The following is a 16599-nucleotide window of genomic DNA, read 5'->3' as shown; positions in this document are numbered from 1 at the left end:
AGTTTAGGGGTAGCCCTACGCAAAAATAGCTCGATGCCAGGTTTTATAATTCATAACCAAAAGCCCCACGCCCCACAGCCTGGGGCTTTTGGTTTTTCATCAAAATCCTAAAGTTTTAACTGTGCCAATATCAGTAGACCGAAAAGTTTTGCAATCGCTGAAAAATAGTAGCCTGTGATATCCCTGTTCTGTCACTTTCCGGCAGGGCAATCGCTAGAAGTCTTATGAGGCAATCAATACAAGCTATACTATTAGAAAAAAATTGGTCTTGTATTTATTATTAGAAAAGAATCGCGCAATCGCTTGCTATACAAAAGCTCTAGAATTAAGAAATGGCAAATGTTTTCGGAGAGTGACAGAACAGGGATATAGCAACCGCCAGGTTGGTTAGGACACTAAGCTCAGGACATGCTCCATCGCCGTTCGCAAGGTAGGGAAGTACTCCAGTTGCTTGCGGATACGACTTTTTAGCCAAGACCAGCATCGCTCAATTTTATTTAAATCAGGAGAGTAAGCTGGCAAATACCAGACCTCACAACCAGCAGCCTGCACCAATTGGTCAATACGTCCACCTTTGTGAAAGGTAGCGTTGTCAATCACCAACTTCTGCCCTGGTTTTAATGCCGGAATCAGGCATACTTCTAACCATGTCTCAAAGACTTGGCGGTTGCAAGCTCCCTCAATCGTGAATGGTGCAAGCAACTGCTGGGCACACAACGCCGCAATCATATTAACTCGCCCCGTTCTCCGACCTGACTTGAAATCATAGAAGCGTTCACCTTGGAGACTGTAGCCGTAGCCATAGTCGTCGCGCTCATCCATGCCAGCCTCATCAGCATACACAATCAACTCAGGCAAAACCTTCGGCTAGCTGTTTGAGGAACTCCCGCCGTTTGTCCTCATTCCGTTCGCGGTACCCATAGGTCTTTTTTTTCGCGTGAATCCGATTTTCTTCAGCCCTCGTGAGATGGTATGATCGCTAATATCACCCTCGCACAGTTCGGCCATCTCCGCCTGAGTTTTGGAAGCGTAGGTTTCTACGAATGCTCGAAACTTCTCCCAGTCAGTGATTTTGTGCCCATTCCCCCGATGCACTCTGACTTTGGCATTAAAGTCACCCGTTTCCCTCCGACGCTGAAACCATGTATTGATGGTATAGGTTAGCGATCGCACGAAGTAATTTAGCTGGCTCCACTGGCTTGGTGATATGCTGCCCAAATCCGGCGGCAATTGCCTGTTGATAATCAACCTCACCAGCATAAGCTGTAAGGGCGATCGCAGGAATTTCCCCTCCTTGTTCTGGTGACATAGTTCTAATTTGACGAATTAGCATATAACCGTCTACTTCTGGCATTCCAATGTCGCTTAACAGCAGATTTGGCTGGAACTGAGGCATAATTCGTAGTGCTTCCATCGCAGATGCAGCCTGGATTACTACCGCGCCAGATTGCTCCAAAATGAAAGCAATTAACTCTCGTGTATCCCGCTCATCATCCACAAGCAGAACTTTCAACCCCTTTAAATTGGGTAAATCATCAGCTTGAAAGGCAATCTGATGGCTATTTAGATCGACCTGAATTAGCGGTAGCATGACTGTAAAGGTTGCTCCCTGTTCTTCACCCAAGCTTTCTGCCTTAACTGTGCCGCCGTGTAGCTCGACAATGTGACGAACAATAGCTAATCCTAAGCCCAGTCCGCCGAATTTTCTGGTAGTTGCGCCATCAGCTTGTCGAAAGTAGTCAAAGACAAATGGTAAAAAGTCAAGGCTAATTCCCTTACCTGTATCACTGACTCGCAACTGAACCTGAGAACCAACAGATTCTAAACTAATTTCTATCTCTCCACGTTGGGGTGTAAACTTAATAGCATTGGAAACTAGATTCCAGATAACTTGCTGCAAGCGACTAGAATCACCTCTGACTAAAAATTTAGAATTTGAAGTTTGGCATTTTAAATTGTTAAGTTGCTTATTAAAATCGATAGACTCTAAATTTATTTGAGAATTGTCTAATCCAAAATCTAAAATCGTAAATCGCAAATCGATCGATTTGGCTTCAGCGGCTAGACGTACAGTTTCTATTGCTGCGGCGATCGCAGTTTCTAGATTTACAGGAGCAATATTCAAATTCAGCTTACCTTGGAGAATGCGAGAGACATCCAGTAAATCTTCGATTAATTGGGTTTGCAGCTTGGCATTGCGCTCAATGGTTTCGAGAGCGCGAGTAGTGGTTGCTTGATCATATTTTTTCGTTTGTAGTAATTTCGACCATCCCAAAATCGGGTTTAGTGGGGTGCGAAGTTCGTGGGAAAGCACCGCCAAAAACTCATCTTTGATTCGGTTAGCTTGGATTAATTCTTCTTTCCGTCGCTGTAACGAAGCCATTAACTGAGCGCGTTCCAGAGCAACCGCCACCTGATCGGAGGTTGCTTGTAATAGAGCTATTTCCCCAGAAGTAAAATGGGTACGGGTGCGACTGGCAAAGGAGAGGACACCAAGCAGCTTTCCTTGAGCAATTAACGGTTGACCTGCATAGGCTGTAATTCCTAAAGCATGGAGAATGTGGGCATGGGGATGGGTAGACTGCGGCACATTATTGACGACGATTTGACGGCGTTCTTGCACCACTAGTCCGCATATCCCTTGATTAAATTCTAGGTATTCAATTGCTTGAAATACTTCATCAGTAATGCCGTTCCAAGCTACTAACCGGAGTTTCTGCTTATTTTCCTGTGTATCGATTAAATAGTGAAAGTAACAATGCAAATCCATTTGCGCCGAGAGTTTGCTAAACAAGCTGTTCATTAGATCCAAAGGGCGCTCCGTTGAAAGCAAATCACTGGTCGTTTCCGAAAGCAGTTTAAGTCTTTCACTGCGCTCTTGTAAGGCTTGTTCTGCAAGCTGACGTTCGCGAAGGGCGCGTTCGCGTTCGGTAATGTCAATTGCAACCCCTCCTACCAAGCGTTGGCCAGACGCATCGGCAATGGGAAACTTATAGACCAAAAATTCGCCAAGGGTGCCATCTGTGCGTGGGGCAGACTCAATCGTTTGAATAACCTGATTAGTCTCGGCAACTATTCTAATGTTATCGAGGAGGGGTTGAGCAATTTGGACTGGGTATAGGTCAAAAATGTTTTTATTGATCGCCTTATTTGTTGCTACATTAAATGTGCTCAAATAAGTTGGACTGAGGTAAATTACACGTCCGTCTGCATTTGTAATCCATGCGGCGGCGGGAATATTATCCATAAAAGCTTGAAATTGCTCTTGACTCTGACTCAGCGCTTTTTTAACTTGTTTGAGATCGCTAATATCCAGAATGAATGCGACTGATTTATGCCGAGATTCTCCTAAAAGGGAGTAGCCAACTATAACTGGGACGCTGGAACCATCTTTGCGAATAAATTCCTTTTCATAAGGAGTACAGGTTCCCTTCGCTATTGCTTCGGCAATAGCCAGTTCATCTAAATATTGATACTCAGATGGCGTGATATCAGCCCAGCTTAATCTACCTGCTTGGATATCCTCTTGGGTATAGCCGACAATTCGCAAAAACTCGTCGTTGGCTTCAGTGATGCTACCATTCACATCACCAAAGAGAATGCCAACTATATTCGCTTTCACAAAACTCCTGAGCCGTTCCTCACTTGCTTGGACTGCCTTCTCTGCCTGTTTGCGTTTGCTGATATCTGTAGTGCTGCCAACTAAACGTACTGGGTTTCCATCTGCATCCCGTTGCACCACTATCCCTTGATCTAATACATAGATATACTGATTGTTTTTGTTGCGAATTCGGTATTCGGCAGCATAGCGATCGCTATTTACCAAAGCAAGTATCGCCTCTTGTACGCTTGGCAAATCTTCTGGATGAACAAGCTCACACCACCAATTACCAGTTGCTTCAGCTTCTGGGAGGGAATAGCCCAAAATTCGGGTTAAACCCTCGGTTCTTTCAACGCTATCCTGTTCTATATTCCAGTCATAAATCAGACAGTTTACCGCAGATGCTGCTAACTCAAACCGCTCGTTCGCTAACTTCAGACGTTCCTCTTTCTGTCGCAAAGTTCGTTCTACTTGTTTGCGTAAGCGAAGCTCGTCGTAGACATCGCTGATGTCGCGGAAGAAAATGTCAAGACCATCTTCACTAGGGTAGGCGTGAATCTCCAGCCAAAAGTCATACTTAGATGGTAAGTAGTAGTGATGCTCGAAGTGGACGGGAATTTGCTCTGCCATTGCCCGTCGGTACTGACGCTCTACATTCGTACCTAATGATATAGGCCACTCCTCCCAGTGCGACTTACCAATGACCTCTGTCCGGGGTTTACCGTTAATTCGCTCTGCTTCGGCATTTTGGTAGATGATTCGCCAGTCCCGGTCTAGAGTAATAAATGCATCACTCATGTTTTCTAGAGTGCGTGTGTTGCGCTGATTGGCTTGCTGTAATGCCGCTTCTGCTTGTTTGCGTTCGCGTAGCGCAGCTTGCTGTTGGCTCAAATCAACAACAAAGGCAATGACCGTTTCTTGACTATCTCCCAGCATCACAGAACCGAGCAGAACAGAAATGCGATCGCCATCTTTACGAATGTATTCTTTTTCAAAAGGCTTACATATTCCAGTAGTTTTCACTTCTTCCACTGAATGTTCGCTCAAAAGAAGATACTCAGGCGGGGTAATCTTGCGCCAGTTGATTTGGTTAGCAGAGAAATCTTCTCGCGTATAGCCGATCATCTTCAGAAAAGCATCATTGGCTTCGATAATGAAGCCGTTGTTCATATCAGTTACAATTACCCCAATTATGTTGGATTCTGCCAGTAGGCTAAACCGCATTTCGCTATTTTGCAACAACTTGAGGCTTGTCTCTGCTTTGCATCTAGCAGTTCGCAACTCTGAAGATAGCGCAGTAATTAAGAAGGATACTAGTGAGAATGTGGTTAATCGTACCAGAACTTTCAGGCTGAGGAAATCGAAGGAGTAGACTGGATCGATCAAAAAATAGAGTGCAGTTGTCACAGATAAAGCGATCGCTAGTACTCCAAGTCTCATACCGCCATACCAGGCGCTGACTGCCACAGCAGCATAAAATAGTGTAAATACGCTCGGATCGAAAACTGGCAGTAACACTTTTGTCAATAGCAGTGCCGTTATGACTGCCAAAATCATTACATTAAAAGCTATGAACCGAGAACGCATCATGAAAAATTTTTTAGGTACTTTCACCATCATCTTAAGAGTCCTCCCGTTGCTCCGATTTTGGGAGATACTCATTCACTAATCTTTTGCCTGCTTCGCCCATCTTCTCTAACATTTCTTTAATCAGCTTGAGTGCCATCTGTGAAGGCACTGTAGATCCGTTCTCCCAGCGATTGATTGTGCGTAGGGAAACTCCTAACTTAGCTGCAAACTTTTCTTGAGAGAGATCGAACTGCTGCCGAAGTTCGCGGATTAAATCTGAAATTTTGAGTGGCTTTCCTAGTTCCATAGTAGGAAGAGTAAGACAGATGTCTCGCCATTCGTCTCCAGCTTGAGGAAGAATTTAAATCATCATTAGTCGTTATCAATTTCATCTTTTGGCGAAACATCAAAATTCAGTTATCAGTCTTCACGGCTTACTGTTTGCTGTAGAAGGTATATATAAAATAAACATTAAGTTTTGCCTAGTATGGGATGGCACGATAGTATTATCTAAGGCAATTTAACTAAATAATTACTAGTTATCTTTACTTCTCTGGTCAGATGCCAGTCAAAAAATTAGAAAGTTACGATCCACTATTAATAAAACTTTTGCCTAATCCTAATCTTTAACTGTTTTGATTAATCAACACTCCGAAAACTTATTAAACAGTCAACAAGAGAATGCACCAAGTGAAGGCTATATATTTAACTGGTTTGATTGGTTTTGTCTTTGGTATCCTCCAGGGTGGCTAATTTTATTCAACCGCCATTGGCAGCACTATCACACAGATCGAGATGGTTGGAATTGGCTAGAATATGGATTATTTTTAATTCCTGGTGGATTTTATCTAGCGTTGCTGAGTCGCTGGTTGCGTCTGGGTTTTCGTTCACCCCGAAAAGAAATTGGTGAATTCGATCCTAAATATCAACAAGCTTTTGGCAAAGAAATTCTAGCCCCTATCGTTAAATACTATTTTCGGGGAGAGTTGCAACAAGTTGAAAACTTGCCATCAACAGGGCCATTGATTGTGGCAATGAATCATGCCGGAATGTGTTTTCCTTGGGACTTTTTAACCTTGGGTTATTTATTAAGTGAAGCCAAAGGATGGGTAGTACAACCCATAGCAAATTCAGCGTTATTTGAGCATCCTTGGGTGATTTGGTGGCTACCACCTCAATGGTCGCAGGTTTTAGGTGGTGTGCGAGCCGAATTAGATGATTTTGAGGGCGCACTCGCTCAAGGTAAAATTCTCTTATATGCACCCGAAGGTATTCGTGGGCCTTTGAAAGGTTGGAGAAGACGCTATCAACTAGAAAAGTTTGATGTGAGCTTTATTCAGTTGAGCGATCGCTATCATATTCCCATTCTGCCAGTAGTTTGCATCGGCAGTGAATCTCTGCATCCTTGGGCCATTAATTTCACCAAGTTACAACGACTAGTCAAACTACCATTCTTACCTTTGTCGCCTTTGATGTTTGCCTTACTTCTGTTTCCCTCAATGGGAGTTTGGGCAATGAGAACTCGTTTGCGTTACTTTATTAGCCCTTTGCAACCAGCAGGATTGAATAACCACTCAAAGAAAGGGCGTGCAGCAGCTTATCAACAGGCGCAACAATTAAGAGAAAAACTGCAACTTCAAATTAATCAATTTTTGGGTAAATCTTAATACTAAAAGCTAAAATTTGTTGATTACGACAGGTTTACGATGTGGTTCAATTAAATGAAAGCTACTGTAAGTTTGTAGTGCATTTGTGGAACTTGGGACGCTGATAACTGTTGTGAGTGCGATCGCCACCATACTGTTGACTAAGCCAATAATAGAGAAAATCGTTGAAAACATTGGTAATGCTGTATTGACGTGTTGTTAGGAATGAAGTTATTGTTCCTACCACAGCTTGTCCGTTTGTTAGCAATACAACCTGTTTTGTTACCAATACAATCTGTTGTGTTAGCAATACAACCTGTTTCGTTAGCAACACAACCTGTTTCGTTACCAATGCTTATCTATTTGTGGAAAATACTGATGTCGAGGCACTAAACTAACTCTACTGAGGAAGCACCGAAACGATAACCCTTACCGTAGACTGTGTGAATCAGCGTAGTTTCTTTACCTACCTCAATCTTACGGCGCAGCAAACGAATTAATGCCGCAATTACATTACTACTGGGTTGTTCTGACTCTTGCCACAAATTTTGCATAATCTGGGCATGAGTCAGAAGTTGTCCAGTGTGTTCCATAAAGTATTGCAACAACTGGCTTTCTTTTTGTGATAGCTCAATTATTCGTCCTTGGCGATAGGCTACTTGATTTTCACAATCGAGTTCTAAATCAGCAACAGTTAAACGTCCGGTGGTGGTTTCATAGGTTTGAGTACCAGAACGACGCAATAAAGCACGGACTCTTGCTAATAACTCCCGCAGTTCAAAAGGTTTAACCAAATAGTCATCAGCACCAGCATCTAAACCTTGTACCCGGTCATCGAGAGTATCTTTAGCTGTAAGAAACAATACGGGAGTGGTTTTGCTTTGGCGTCGCAATTCCTGACAAATCTCTAACCCCGTTTTTCCTGGCAGCATCCAATCTAAAATAAGTAGGTCATAACTGCCAGCCTGTGCAAGTTCGCTGCCAGATGTCCCATCATAAACGGCATCTACGGCATAACCCTCACGAGTTAACAAGCGGCTCAAGGGTTGAGTTAGTTCAACTTCATCATCAACTAATAAAATTCTCATGCTGCTTGTGGTAAGCATATAGAGATATTCTCAATATTATTCAACTGCCAAGACGCTAAGGATACCAATTAAAAAAATGCTGACTGTTGCATTGCCAAAAGGGGAACTACTTAAAAATAGCATCCGCTTGCTACAAGCTGTCGGATTAGATTTTAGTGCTTTTTTAGATTCAGGAACTCGCCAACTTCAAATTCCTGACACTAAGGGAGTTGCGAAAGCTTTATTGGTGCGCGCGCAAGATGTGCCCGTTTATGTGGAATATGGTCAAGCACAACTGGGTGTTGTAGGTTACGATGTGCTGCGGGAGAAGCAGCCGCAAGTTGCCCACTTGGTAGATTTGCAGTTTGGTCATTGCCGGATGTCAGTGGCGGTAAAAGCATCAAGTGCTTACCGATCGCCTTTAGATTTACCACCGCATGGTAGAGTTGCTTCAAAATATGTGAATTGCGCTCGTGAATATTTCCATAGTCTGGATTTACCTGTGGAAATAGTGCCGTTGTATGGTTCAGTAGAGCTAGGTCCAATTACTGGTATGTCAGAAGCGATCGTAGATTTGGTTTCTACAGGGCGGACTTTGCGCGAAAATGGTTTGATTGAAATTGCTAGTCTGTATCAAAGCACGGCGCGGTTGATTGCTCATCCTCTGAGTTACCGCCTGAATACAGGTAATCTGAGTGATGTGATTAGCAAGCTGCGCGAGGCCATTTTGGTAGAGGTTTAATATCATGTAATTCGTAATAACGCTTCTCCAGATGCTCGTTCCTAACTAACGCTGCACTATTCGTTTGTACAGTGTCTCGTATTCAAGTGACTTGCAGATAAAAAATACTCAACTGTTATACCAATTCAATTAATGATTGCAACACATCCTTGGGAAGACGCGATGAATCGCGTCTCTACAAATGGTTTATTTGTTGCATTCTTTTTCAAATTGGTATAACTTTTGGCTAAAAACTAGGTTTTAAAAGGTCTTACCCTTTGTTGCATAAGATGCGTAGAAACTCACGGCATACAAAGATTAATTTTTTCTTTAACCGTTCGGCAAATTGAATCGAAGTTATATTTATATTATTTTTTTTAGCATTTAAATTTGATGCGATCGCAAAAAAATAAACTAGTATTGTTTTGAGCAAAATTGTTAATAATAAAAACCACTTTCCAATTATTCTTAACACGAAGTAGGTGAAAATATGTTTCAAGCTACTCGCCGCCGTCTTGCAATTTGGTACACTGCCGTCACTGCTGTATTACTACTACTGTTTGCCAGTGGCGTTTATTTATACGTCCGCAGTACACTGATTGAGCGGATTGATGATACCCTTAACCATGTAGTAGAAATAGTAGAGCGTTGCCTGACAACAAGTGGCTGTGCATCTACGCTCATATTTGAGCCAATTAATACTGATGCAGATAAATTTCGCATTAATGTAGAAGCCAGTTTTGGCGATAATAGCGACACTGTAGAAGATGACCACATTGACCTAGAATGGTTTAGTCCAACTGGTAAATTACTTTGGTCAACGCTATCTGAACCCCTAAATATTCCCATTCGTGCCAATCGCACTGGTGAAACTGTGCGCGTAGTCAAGGGAGAGAGTGAAAATTCAAAATTGAAAATTCCTAACTCCCCACTCTTATTGCGACAAGTCACCGAACGGGTAGAAGTGAGACGACAAGTATTAGGATATCTGCGTGTTAGTCATCCCTGGTTTGAAGTTACTAAACCTAGTCGCCAGTTAATTTTTGATTTGGCTTTAGGTATTGGGTTAATGGTGCTTTCCGTAGGCGCAAGTGGTTGGTTTCTTTCGGGTAAAGCAATGGAACCGGTGGGTGAATCTTATCAACGTCTTAAACAATTCACTGCTGATGCTTCCCACGAACTTAGAAGTCCGATCACTTTGATTCAAACTAATGTGCAAGTTGCTCTTGCTGACTTGGATTTAGCAGAGACAGAAACAACTACTTCTTTGCAATATCGACAACAGTTAAAAGTAGTGGAACGGTTAACGCAGCGTTTGGGTAAGTTAGTCAATGACTTACTCTTCCTAGCACGACAGGATAGTGGTATTAGCAAAGATACTTTTTCACCTTGTCCGCTGGATGCTTTGCTAATAGAGGTGGTTGAAGAACAACAATTGTTAGTCCCTGAGAAAGAAATCACCCTTTCTCTAGACTTAGTTGACCCTCCGACCTCTGAAACTAGCCCCGAATTACTGGAAAATTGGTTTACTCTTGTAGGTAATTGGGATCAATTGGTGCGGCTGTTCACAAATTTAATTGCTAACGCTTTGCATTACACTCCAGCAGGTGGACGAGTGAAAGTGGAATTGGCGCGGATAGAAGGAATAAATCGTGTTTCTGGACTACGTAACACCAGTGCCCAGTTGCAAGTTAAGGTGAGTGATACCGGAGTTGGAATTCCAGCCGAAGCACTACCACGCTTATTTGACCGCTTTTATCGAGTAGATCCGGCACGCACTCATAGGATGGGGAATACAGCGACAGCCAGCGCTACAGGTTCAGGATTGGGATTAGCGATCGCTCAAGCTATTGTCGAACATCATCACGGTAATATTCAAGTTGAAAGTACCCAAAGCATTGGCACTACCTTTACTATCACTTTACCAATAACTCTTGAGTCATAATTTGCTAATAAATTTTTATTTCCTGTGATAGATGTAAGATTTTAGTCCATTCAAGTGGAGTTTAATTCTTAGTGAATAAACTTATTTTCTAGCGGTATATTGAATTTGACTGTTACGAATATGTGCTTAATGACAATGGTTAAGATTGTAAATCTTGAGAATGAAATATTTCAAGTTTTTTTAGATTATTTCCGTATCCTTAGCTAGATGCGAGAAATCGAGTAGTTTGTTAAATGTTTAGATGTACTCAACAACCGATAAAACTTAATTTAATTACCGGCTGGAGAAATCTTTTAGTAAGAAAAAAATTGAAGTTTTTCTAGGAGTCAAAAACAAATATGAAGTCTCAAAATTTTCGCAAGTCTAGCAAGTTATTTGGCGCTCTTTGTGGGGGATTACTAATTAGTCTGCCAGCAATTCCTCAAGCATTAGCACAAGAATCTACTGTTAAGGTTAACCCAAGACCCAGTATTTTTAGCGAACCACCCTACAACCGCTCTCAGTCCCCTGTATCACCGGAATCAGGTGTCATACCACCTCGCCCAGTTCCTTCGGCTGAAGGACAACTGTCTCCCGTACCACCACAACCAAGTGCTAGACCAGCACAACCAGTCCCGCCGGCTGAGGGACAAGTGTCTCCCGTACCACCACAACCAGGTGCTAGACCACCACGCCCAATTCCTGGCGATCGAACTCAAGAACCTTCACCACCTACGGTTTCCAATGACCAACAACCACTGGTAGAACCACGGCAAGCCCCCAGTGCGAGGATTGCACTTACTAATGGTATGGTTAATATCAGGTTGGTGAATAATACTGCGACTAAGATAACTTTCCAAGTGATTGGCGATACAGCACCGCGATCGCTAGAAGGTAAGTCAGATGTAACGCTGCAAGCTTTAAAAGCACCAGTAACAGTAACATTTGAACGACAAGATGGCGGACAATTAATAGTGACTCCACAAGGCTCTTCAGAACCAGGAAGCTTGGAAGTTACATTTAAGGAAGCCACCAATGCAACACAGGGCAGAAGTGCGATGAGAATTGAACGAAACGGTTCAGTGTTCTTAAATTAATTAATTTAGAGCTAGGGCGAAGGTAATTCGCGGCTACTTTTATAACCCACGTAGGTGGGTTTTGCCTGTGTAGACGCGGTTTCCAACCGCCCTTGTAATGCTAAATTGACCGTGCCAATTTTAGATTTTAGATTGCCGATAGTGGAGCGTTAGCGAGTCCGCGTACTCTGTAAGAGTTGCAAGCTACGCGCAGCGTCTCGTAAAGAGCATCTTTTAGATTTTTTTTGATTCATGCCTCGTCCCTGGTGGGCGGAAAAAATCCCAAATCCAAAATTTAAAATCCCCAAACCCCGTACCGCAAGTGGCGCGGGGTCAATTCCAAATCCAAAATCTAAAATCTAAAATCCAAAATTAGTTGACTGCTACTTTCGCTGAAGCATTTTAGTTAATTGATCCCGCAATTGCACTTCTTGTCTGCTATCTTGCAATGTCCGCGCCAGTATAATTGCCCTTTCGTAAAAATTTCGGGCAGTTAGGTAGTTACCTTGTTGCTTATATAACTGGGCATAAGATTCAAAAGATTTTAATTCTTCGCGTAAATTTTGTAATTCTTTCGCGAGTGCTAAACGTTGCTCTAATAAGTCAAAGGCGCGTTCGTAACGTCCTACAGCAGTGTGAGCCGTAACTAAACCATCAATTGCCCGTAATTGATTAGTGCGATCGCGGTTGGTTTTAGCTGTCTGCATTGCTTCACCATAAGTAGCAATGGTATCTTGATAATTTCCAGATGCGAAATAAGCATCTCCTAAGTTATTCAAGGTATTTGCTTCACCAATGGCATCGCCAGTCTGACGGCGGAAAGTTAAAGCATTTTCGTAGAGTTTAATCGCCTTGTTATAATCTCCCAACCTGGCATTTACCAAGCCCAAATTACTCAAAGACAGTCCTTCACCTTCAATATTTTTCACCCCGTGAGCAATTGCGAGTGCATCTTCAATTGTTTGACCAGCAGCAGCAAATTCGCCTTTTTGCAGCAGAAATGTACCGATATTATTCAGCACAAAAATCTGAGATTGAAAGTCTTTAGTATCACGAGCGATCGCTAATCCTCTTCTGAAAGCATCTTCTGCCTCTTTTGAACTACCAAGCTGCACATAAGCCTTAGCAAGCAAATTGTACGTCAGACCTTGTGCTTTCAGGTCGCCAATGGAATGATATAGTTCTAATGCCCGCAAACAGGAAGCAATTGTTTTGTCGGCATATCCTGAAGTGTATTCTTGTTGACCAATACGCAGCAAGCTGTCTGCTTCATCTCTTGATTGTCGCCCAACGGAATTATTTAAAGGGCGATGGAGTTGTTCGGAAATATCAACCGCACCCGCTACAGGACTCAGCAAAAAAGCAAACAGTAAAAAGCTGTGTAAAAGTACCTGAGGACAAGAAATCGCATCTACACAAATTAAGCCTACCTTTTGGTAGGGAAATACAAGCCGTTGTTTCATAAAAATTACCCGTAAAGTTGCGGGTTTAAGTAGAAGGTCTAAGAAGAAGTTTTAAGTTTTAAAATTGAAGACAATTAATATACGCATTTCTACTTAAGTTGTGATTGAGCTAAATCTTCCCCAAAGTATATTGCGCGGATATCTTTAGGCAATTTGTCCTCTAGCATACGATAGCCTTCCTGGAGAAAATTGGCTACTTCGTTAGGAGCGATCGCTTCTCCTTCAGCTTGTAGATAAGCAGCGATTCTAGTTTCACTCCAGTGGAAAGTTTGAGCCATTAATACAATTAATCGTAAAACTGGTGGTAGTTGGTCTAATGCCTGTTGTACATAGCACCATAGCGGCGGTGAAGTCGCTTGCAGAGAATAATGAATTGCTTCTGTGGGTGGTAGTTTAATCTCATTTATACAGAAAGCTGTCATATTAATTAACCAATTCTGCATGGTCAAGGCTTCCTCAGCTGATTCAGAGTCAGTTAACTTTAGTCCACCAAGTTCGTAATAAATATGTCGCCAAGTGAGGGCAAACAGATAATCTGCTTGCACAGGCGATCGCGCCGAATGCCGAATTAAGGTGTAGACTATGGGGCTATAGCGGCAAAAAATCACCGTAAAGTACTTTCCGGCATCTGGATAGCGCTGAAACAGAGTCAGTAGCTCATGGTCACTGTGATGGAACAGCGACTTCACCAGTGGGTGATTAGCTTCAGGAAAATGAGGAATTTGCACAAGTCTTGGAGTTGATAGTTGTTAAAATAGTTTTGGGAATTGCACTCCCCTAGTTAATCGCATAATATCTTGGTGTTGCTCAGTTTGTAGATGAGACTCAGACTAGTTGAGTATTGATAAACTAGAAACAAGGACTTAATTTTAGTCTTAATCGACAATCATAAAATCAACTCTCTTAAAGAATCCTTATTTGTTCATGGTTATAGCAGTTAGTGTGGTATCGTTCCTGCTCAGTCCCCTTACTTTAGGCTCCTTTCTGCCTTCCCTGCCCTTAGATAGCCTATTCTCCACCCAAGGCATTATGGTGATGCTGCTAGCAGCTTACGCTGGTGCCATGTGGATGTTTCTCACCAGTGCCCCAAAAGTACACACTGTAATGGTGTCAGATTTGGAGATTGCCCGACAGTTGTATGAAGGACTGCTAGATTTGCCAGCAGCTGAGGTGCCATTGCACTATTACTACAACTACGAACAAACTATAGGCGCAACTGGCATCGATCCGTTATATATGTCTACTGGGCCAAGCTTGTCTAGCAAAATGATGAATAATGCTAACGATGGGCTGTGGTATCAATTGAAGAAAAACACCCAGCTACACGTGATTACTGGTGCAAGTTTAGGTAGCAAAAATCAACAACGCCACGTTTGTTTTGACCACGATTGCCTGGAAATGATTTTAATGCGAATCGAAATGCGCGGTTTGAAATTGAAGATTCGTAACCACAAACCCCTGAACTTTTTGGTAAAGGACTATGAAGGGCGAGTTATCGAAGTGGCTGAAGTAGCGAATTAGTAGTTAATGATTAGATTATTTTAGGTTGGGTGGGGCGATCGCTCCACCCAATATTTTTGGAATTTAGATTTTGGATTTTAGATTGACTCCCGGCTTGGCTCTTTCCTAATTAATGTCCCATTTCCACCCAGGCTAAAATAGGTAAATCCCCTAACAAAGATGATTTATGAACCAGCCGATATCTGAGAGAGTGCGCTGGACTACCGCCGATTTAGAGTTGTTTCCAGATAACGGGAATCGCTATGAAATTATTGACGGAGAATTGTTTGTGACTAAAGCGCACCACTGGAAGCATCAAAAAACTTGTGTCAGAATTAGCACTTCCTTGGATAACTGGTCACAAACTACTGGTCTGGGAGAAGTTGTGATTGCTCCAGGAATAATTTTTGGCGACAATGATAATGTTATTCCCGATGTTGTCTGGGCTAGCAACGAAAGATTGCCTTTACTTTTAGACGAGGGGGGACATTTAACAGGTGCGCCAGAACTGGTTGTAGAAGTACTATCTGCTGGTAGTGAAAATGAAAAGCGGGACAGAGAACTAAAACTTAAGCTGTACTCATCACGAGGTGTCAGAGAATATTGGATTGCAGATTGGCGCAAGCAACAGGTGGAAGTATATCGACGCGAACAAGCGAATTTAAAGTTAGTTGCTACGTTATTCAATGGTGATGAATTGAGTTCACCCATATTGCCTAATTTTACTTGTGCCATCGCACAACTATTTAATTAATAAAAATTACGAATTACAAATTAGTTAATTGTGCTGTAAAAACTCAATTTTGGGCAATAATGGGTCAGTTACAATACCCACACCGCTAAAACCCCAGCGTTTGAGCAAATTTCCCAACTGTGTACGCGCAATAGATTCTACAGCAAAGCGATTTGCCACTTCTGCTGCGTGGGTGTTGAGATAGCTAAGGGCGTCAAAGTTTTCTTGAAACAGCAATAAATAACCCGATGTTTCAGCATCAGGACGAGCTATAAGATAATTCCCGTCAGTTTTTGAGCGCACTAAGTAATAGACTTCGGACTGCATGGAGATGAAGTTTGTTGGGAAGAAAAAAGTCCTTCAAATAAAAAACATAGAGGAATATCGCACAGCTTTAATTTCCGAGTATCCCTCATTGCTTTAATATCAACAATGTAAAACAAATATTTATCCAAATTTGCCGCTAACGTAATCTCTGGTTTCTTCTTGCTGAGGATTGTTGAAAATTAATTCTGTTGCGTCGTACTCTACCATGTAGCCGCTACGGGTTCCTTTCTCTGAAGTCCGAACATTAAAAAAGGCTGTCTTATCAGAAACACGCGCTGCTTGCTGCATGTTATGGGTGACAATCACAATAGTATACTGCTCTTTAAGTTCGTGAATCAGTTCTTCAACACGCAAGGTAGAAATGGGGTCAAGAGCGGAGCAAGGTTCATCCATCAGTATAATTTCAGGTTGGACTGCGATCGCGCGAGCAATACATAACCGCTGTTGTTGTCCACCAGATAAAGACGAGCCACTTTGATGTAGTTTATCCTTGACTTCATCCCACAAAGCTGCTTTTCTGAGACTGCTTTCTACTAATTCATCGAAATCACCTTTGTAGCCGTTGATTTTAGCTCCAAAAGTAATATTGTCATGAATTGACTTGGGAAATGGGTTTGGTCTTTGAAACACCATCCCAATTCTCCGACGCACTTCTACAGGGTCGATATCGGGTGCATACAAGTTTTTATCGTAAAAAAGTATTTTACCTTCTGCCCGAAATGACTCAATCAGGTCATTGAGGCGGTTATAGCATCGCAACAATGTACTTTTACCACAACCGGAAGGGCCGATAAAAGCAGTCACCTGATTTTTCGGTATATCTAGCCAAATATTCTGTAAGGCTAAAAACTTGCCGTAGTAAATGTTGAGATTTTCAGCCCGTAAAACGGTTTCAGTGTCATTCACTGTCCTAGTGTTGGTAGCCATAAATTAAATTTAGTGTTGATTTTAGCGATGGGGATTTGCACTGTG

At 42.3% G+C, this 16599-nt stretch carries 14 protein-coding genes and 1 pseudogene; 6 read left to right on the top strand and 9 right to left on the bottom strand.

The window, feature by feature from the left end; genetic code table 11:
* Positions 1 to 387: 387 nt before the first annotated feature.
* The 3 genes and pseudogenes from V7K44_RS13580 to V7K44_RS13570 all read right to left on the bottom strand — a co-directional run bounded on the left by V7K44_RS13580 (position 388) and on the right by V7K44_RS13570 (position 5477).
* Positions 388 to 1218 (bottom strand): annotated as a pseudogene (locus V7K44_RS13580) (IS630 family transposase).
* Complete coding sequence (locus tag V7K44_RS13575; RefSeq protein ID WP_334932199.1) at positions 1115 to 5191, bottom strand: PAS domain S-box protein; 4077 nt, start codon at positions 5189 to 5191, stop codon at positions 1115 to 1117. The pseudogene V7K44_RS13580 and the gene V7K44_RS13575 overlap by 104 nt, the downstream one beginning before the upstream one ends.
* Positions 5192 to 5222: 31 nt before the next feature.
* A complete protein-coding gene (locus V7K44_RS13570; protein WP_334932197.1) occupies positions 5223 to 5477 on the bottom strand; it encodes a helix-turn-helix domain-containing protein in 255 nt (84 codons plus the stop codon).
* Between the two features lie 328 nt (positions 5478 to 5805).
* On the opposite strand from V7K44_RS13570, the gene V7K44_RS13565 reads away from it, so the two are divergent.
* Positions 5806 to 6837, top strand: a complete 1032-nt coding sequence (locus V7K44_RS13565; protein ID WP_334932195.1) for a 1-acyl-sn-glycerol-3-phosphate acyltransferase — start codon at positions 5806 to 5808, stop codon at positions 6835 to 6837.
* A 61-nt stretch (positions 6838 to 6898) separates the two neighbouring features.
* Here V7K44_RS13565 and V7K44_RS13560 read toward each other — a convergent pair whose 3' ends face one another.
* On the bottom strand, positions 6899 to 7168 hold the full coding sequence (locus V7K44_RS13560; RefSeq protein ID WP_334932193.1) for a hypothetical protein: 270 nt from the start codon (positions 7166 to 7168) through the stop codon (positions 6899 to 6901).
* 37 nt (positions 7169 to 7205) lie between these two features.
* Complete coding sequence (gene rppA / locus V7K44_RS13555; protein ID WP_334932206.1) at positions 7206 to 7904, bottom strand: two-component system response regulator RppA; 699 nt, start codon at positions 7902 to 7904, stop codon at positions 7206 to 7208.
* Between the two features lie 76 nt (positions 7905 to 7980).
* Here rppA and hisG point away from each other — a divergent pair, with 76 nt between their 5' ends.
* From hisG to V7K44_RS13540, 3 genes are all read left to right on the top strand, one after another.
* The gene (hisG, locus tag V7K44_RS13550; RefSeq protein WP_334932191.1) at positions 7981 to 8625 is read left to right on the top strand and encodes an ATP phosphoribosyltransferase; all 645 of its coding nucleotides are present in this window, start codon (positions 7981 to 7983) and stop codon (positions 8623 to 8625) included.
* A gap of 469 nt (positions 8626 to 9094) precedes the next feature.
* Positions 9095 to 10549: a sensor histidine kinase gene (locus V7K44_RS13545; protein WP_334932189.1), complete on the top strand. Its 1455-nt coding sequence runs from the start codon at positions 9095 to 9097 to the stop codon at positions 10547 to 10549.
* 338 nt (positions 10550 to 10887) lie between these two features.
* Complete coding sequence (locus tag V7K44_RS13540; protein ID WP_334932186.1) at positions 10888 to 11625, top strand: hypothetical protein; 738 nt, start codon at positions 10888 to 10890, stop codon at positions 11623 to 11625.
* Positions 11626 to 11987: 362 nt separating this feature from the next.
* Here V7K44_RS13540 and V7K44_RS13535 read toward each other — a convergent pair whose 3' ends face one another.
* Together V7K44_RS13535 and V7K44_RS13530 are read right to left on the bottom strand one after the other, a co-directional pair.
* Positions 11988 to 13067 carry a tetratricopeptide repeat protein gene (locus V7K44_RS13535; RefSeq protein ID WP_334932183.1) on the bottom strand — a complete coding sequence of 360 codons (1080 nt, stop codon included), beginning with the start codon at positions 13065 to 13067 and terminating at the stop codon, positions 11988 to 11990.
* Between the two features lie 89 nt (positions 13068 to 13156).
* A complete protein-coding gene (locus V7K44_RS13530; protein ID WP_334932181.1) occupies positions 13157 to 13795 on the bottom strand; it encodes a sigma-70 family RNA polymerase sigma factor in 639 nt (212 codons plus the stop codon).
* Between the two features lie 196 nt (positions 13796 to 13991).
* Here V7K44_RS13530 and V7K44_RS13525 point away from each other — a divergent pair, with 196 nt between their 5' ends.
* A complete protein-coding gene (locus V7K44_RS13525; protein ID WP_334932177.1) occupies positions 13992 to 14588 on the top strand; it encodes a glyoxalase-like domain protein in 597 nt (198 codons plus the stop codon).
* A 166-nt stretch (positions 14589 to 14754) separates the two neighbouring features.
* A complete protein-coding gene (locus V7K44_RS13520; protein WP_334932175.1) occupies positions 14755 to 15321 on the top strand; it encodes a Uma2 family endonuclease in 567 nt (188 codons plus the stop codon).
* A 24-nt stretch (positions 15322 to 15345) separates the two neighbouring features.
* Here V7K44_RS13520 and V7K44_RS13515 read toward each other — a convergent pair whose 3' ends face one another.
* Together V7K44_RS13515 and pstB are read right to left on the bottom strand one after the other, a co-directional pair.
* The gene (locus V7K44_RS13515) at positions 15346 to 15627 is read right to left on the bottom strand and encodes a hypothetical protein (RefSeq protein ID WP_334932173.1); all 282 of its coding nucleotides are present in this window, start codon (positions 15625 to 15627) and stop codon (positions 15346 to 15348) included.
* Between the two features lie 120 nt (positions 15628 to 15747).
* Positions 15748 to 16554, bottom strand: coding sequence for a phosphate ABC transporter ATP-binding protein PstB (gene pstB / locus V7K44_RS13510; protein WP_334932171.1), 807 nt, complete (start codon positions 16552 to 16554; stop codon positions 15748 to 15750).
* Positions 16555 to 16599 lie beyond the last annotated feature (45 nt).

Source organism: Nostoc sp., from assembly GCF_036917235.1.
GTDB lineage: Bacteria > Cyanobacteriota > Cyanobacteriia > Cyanobacteriales > Nostocaceae > Nostoc.
This window is presented reverse-complemented; position numbering and strand designations above follow the sequence as displayed.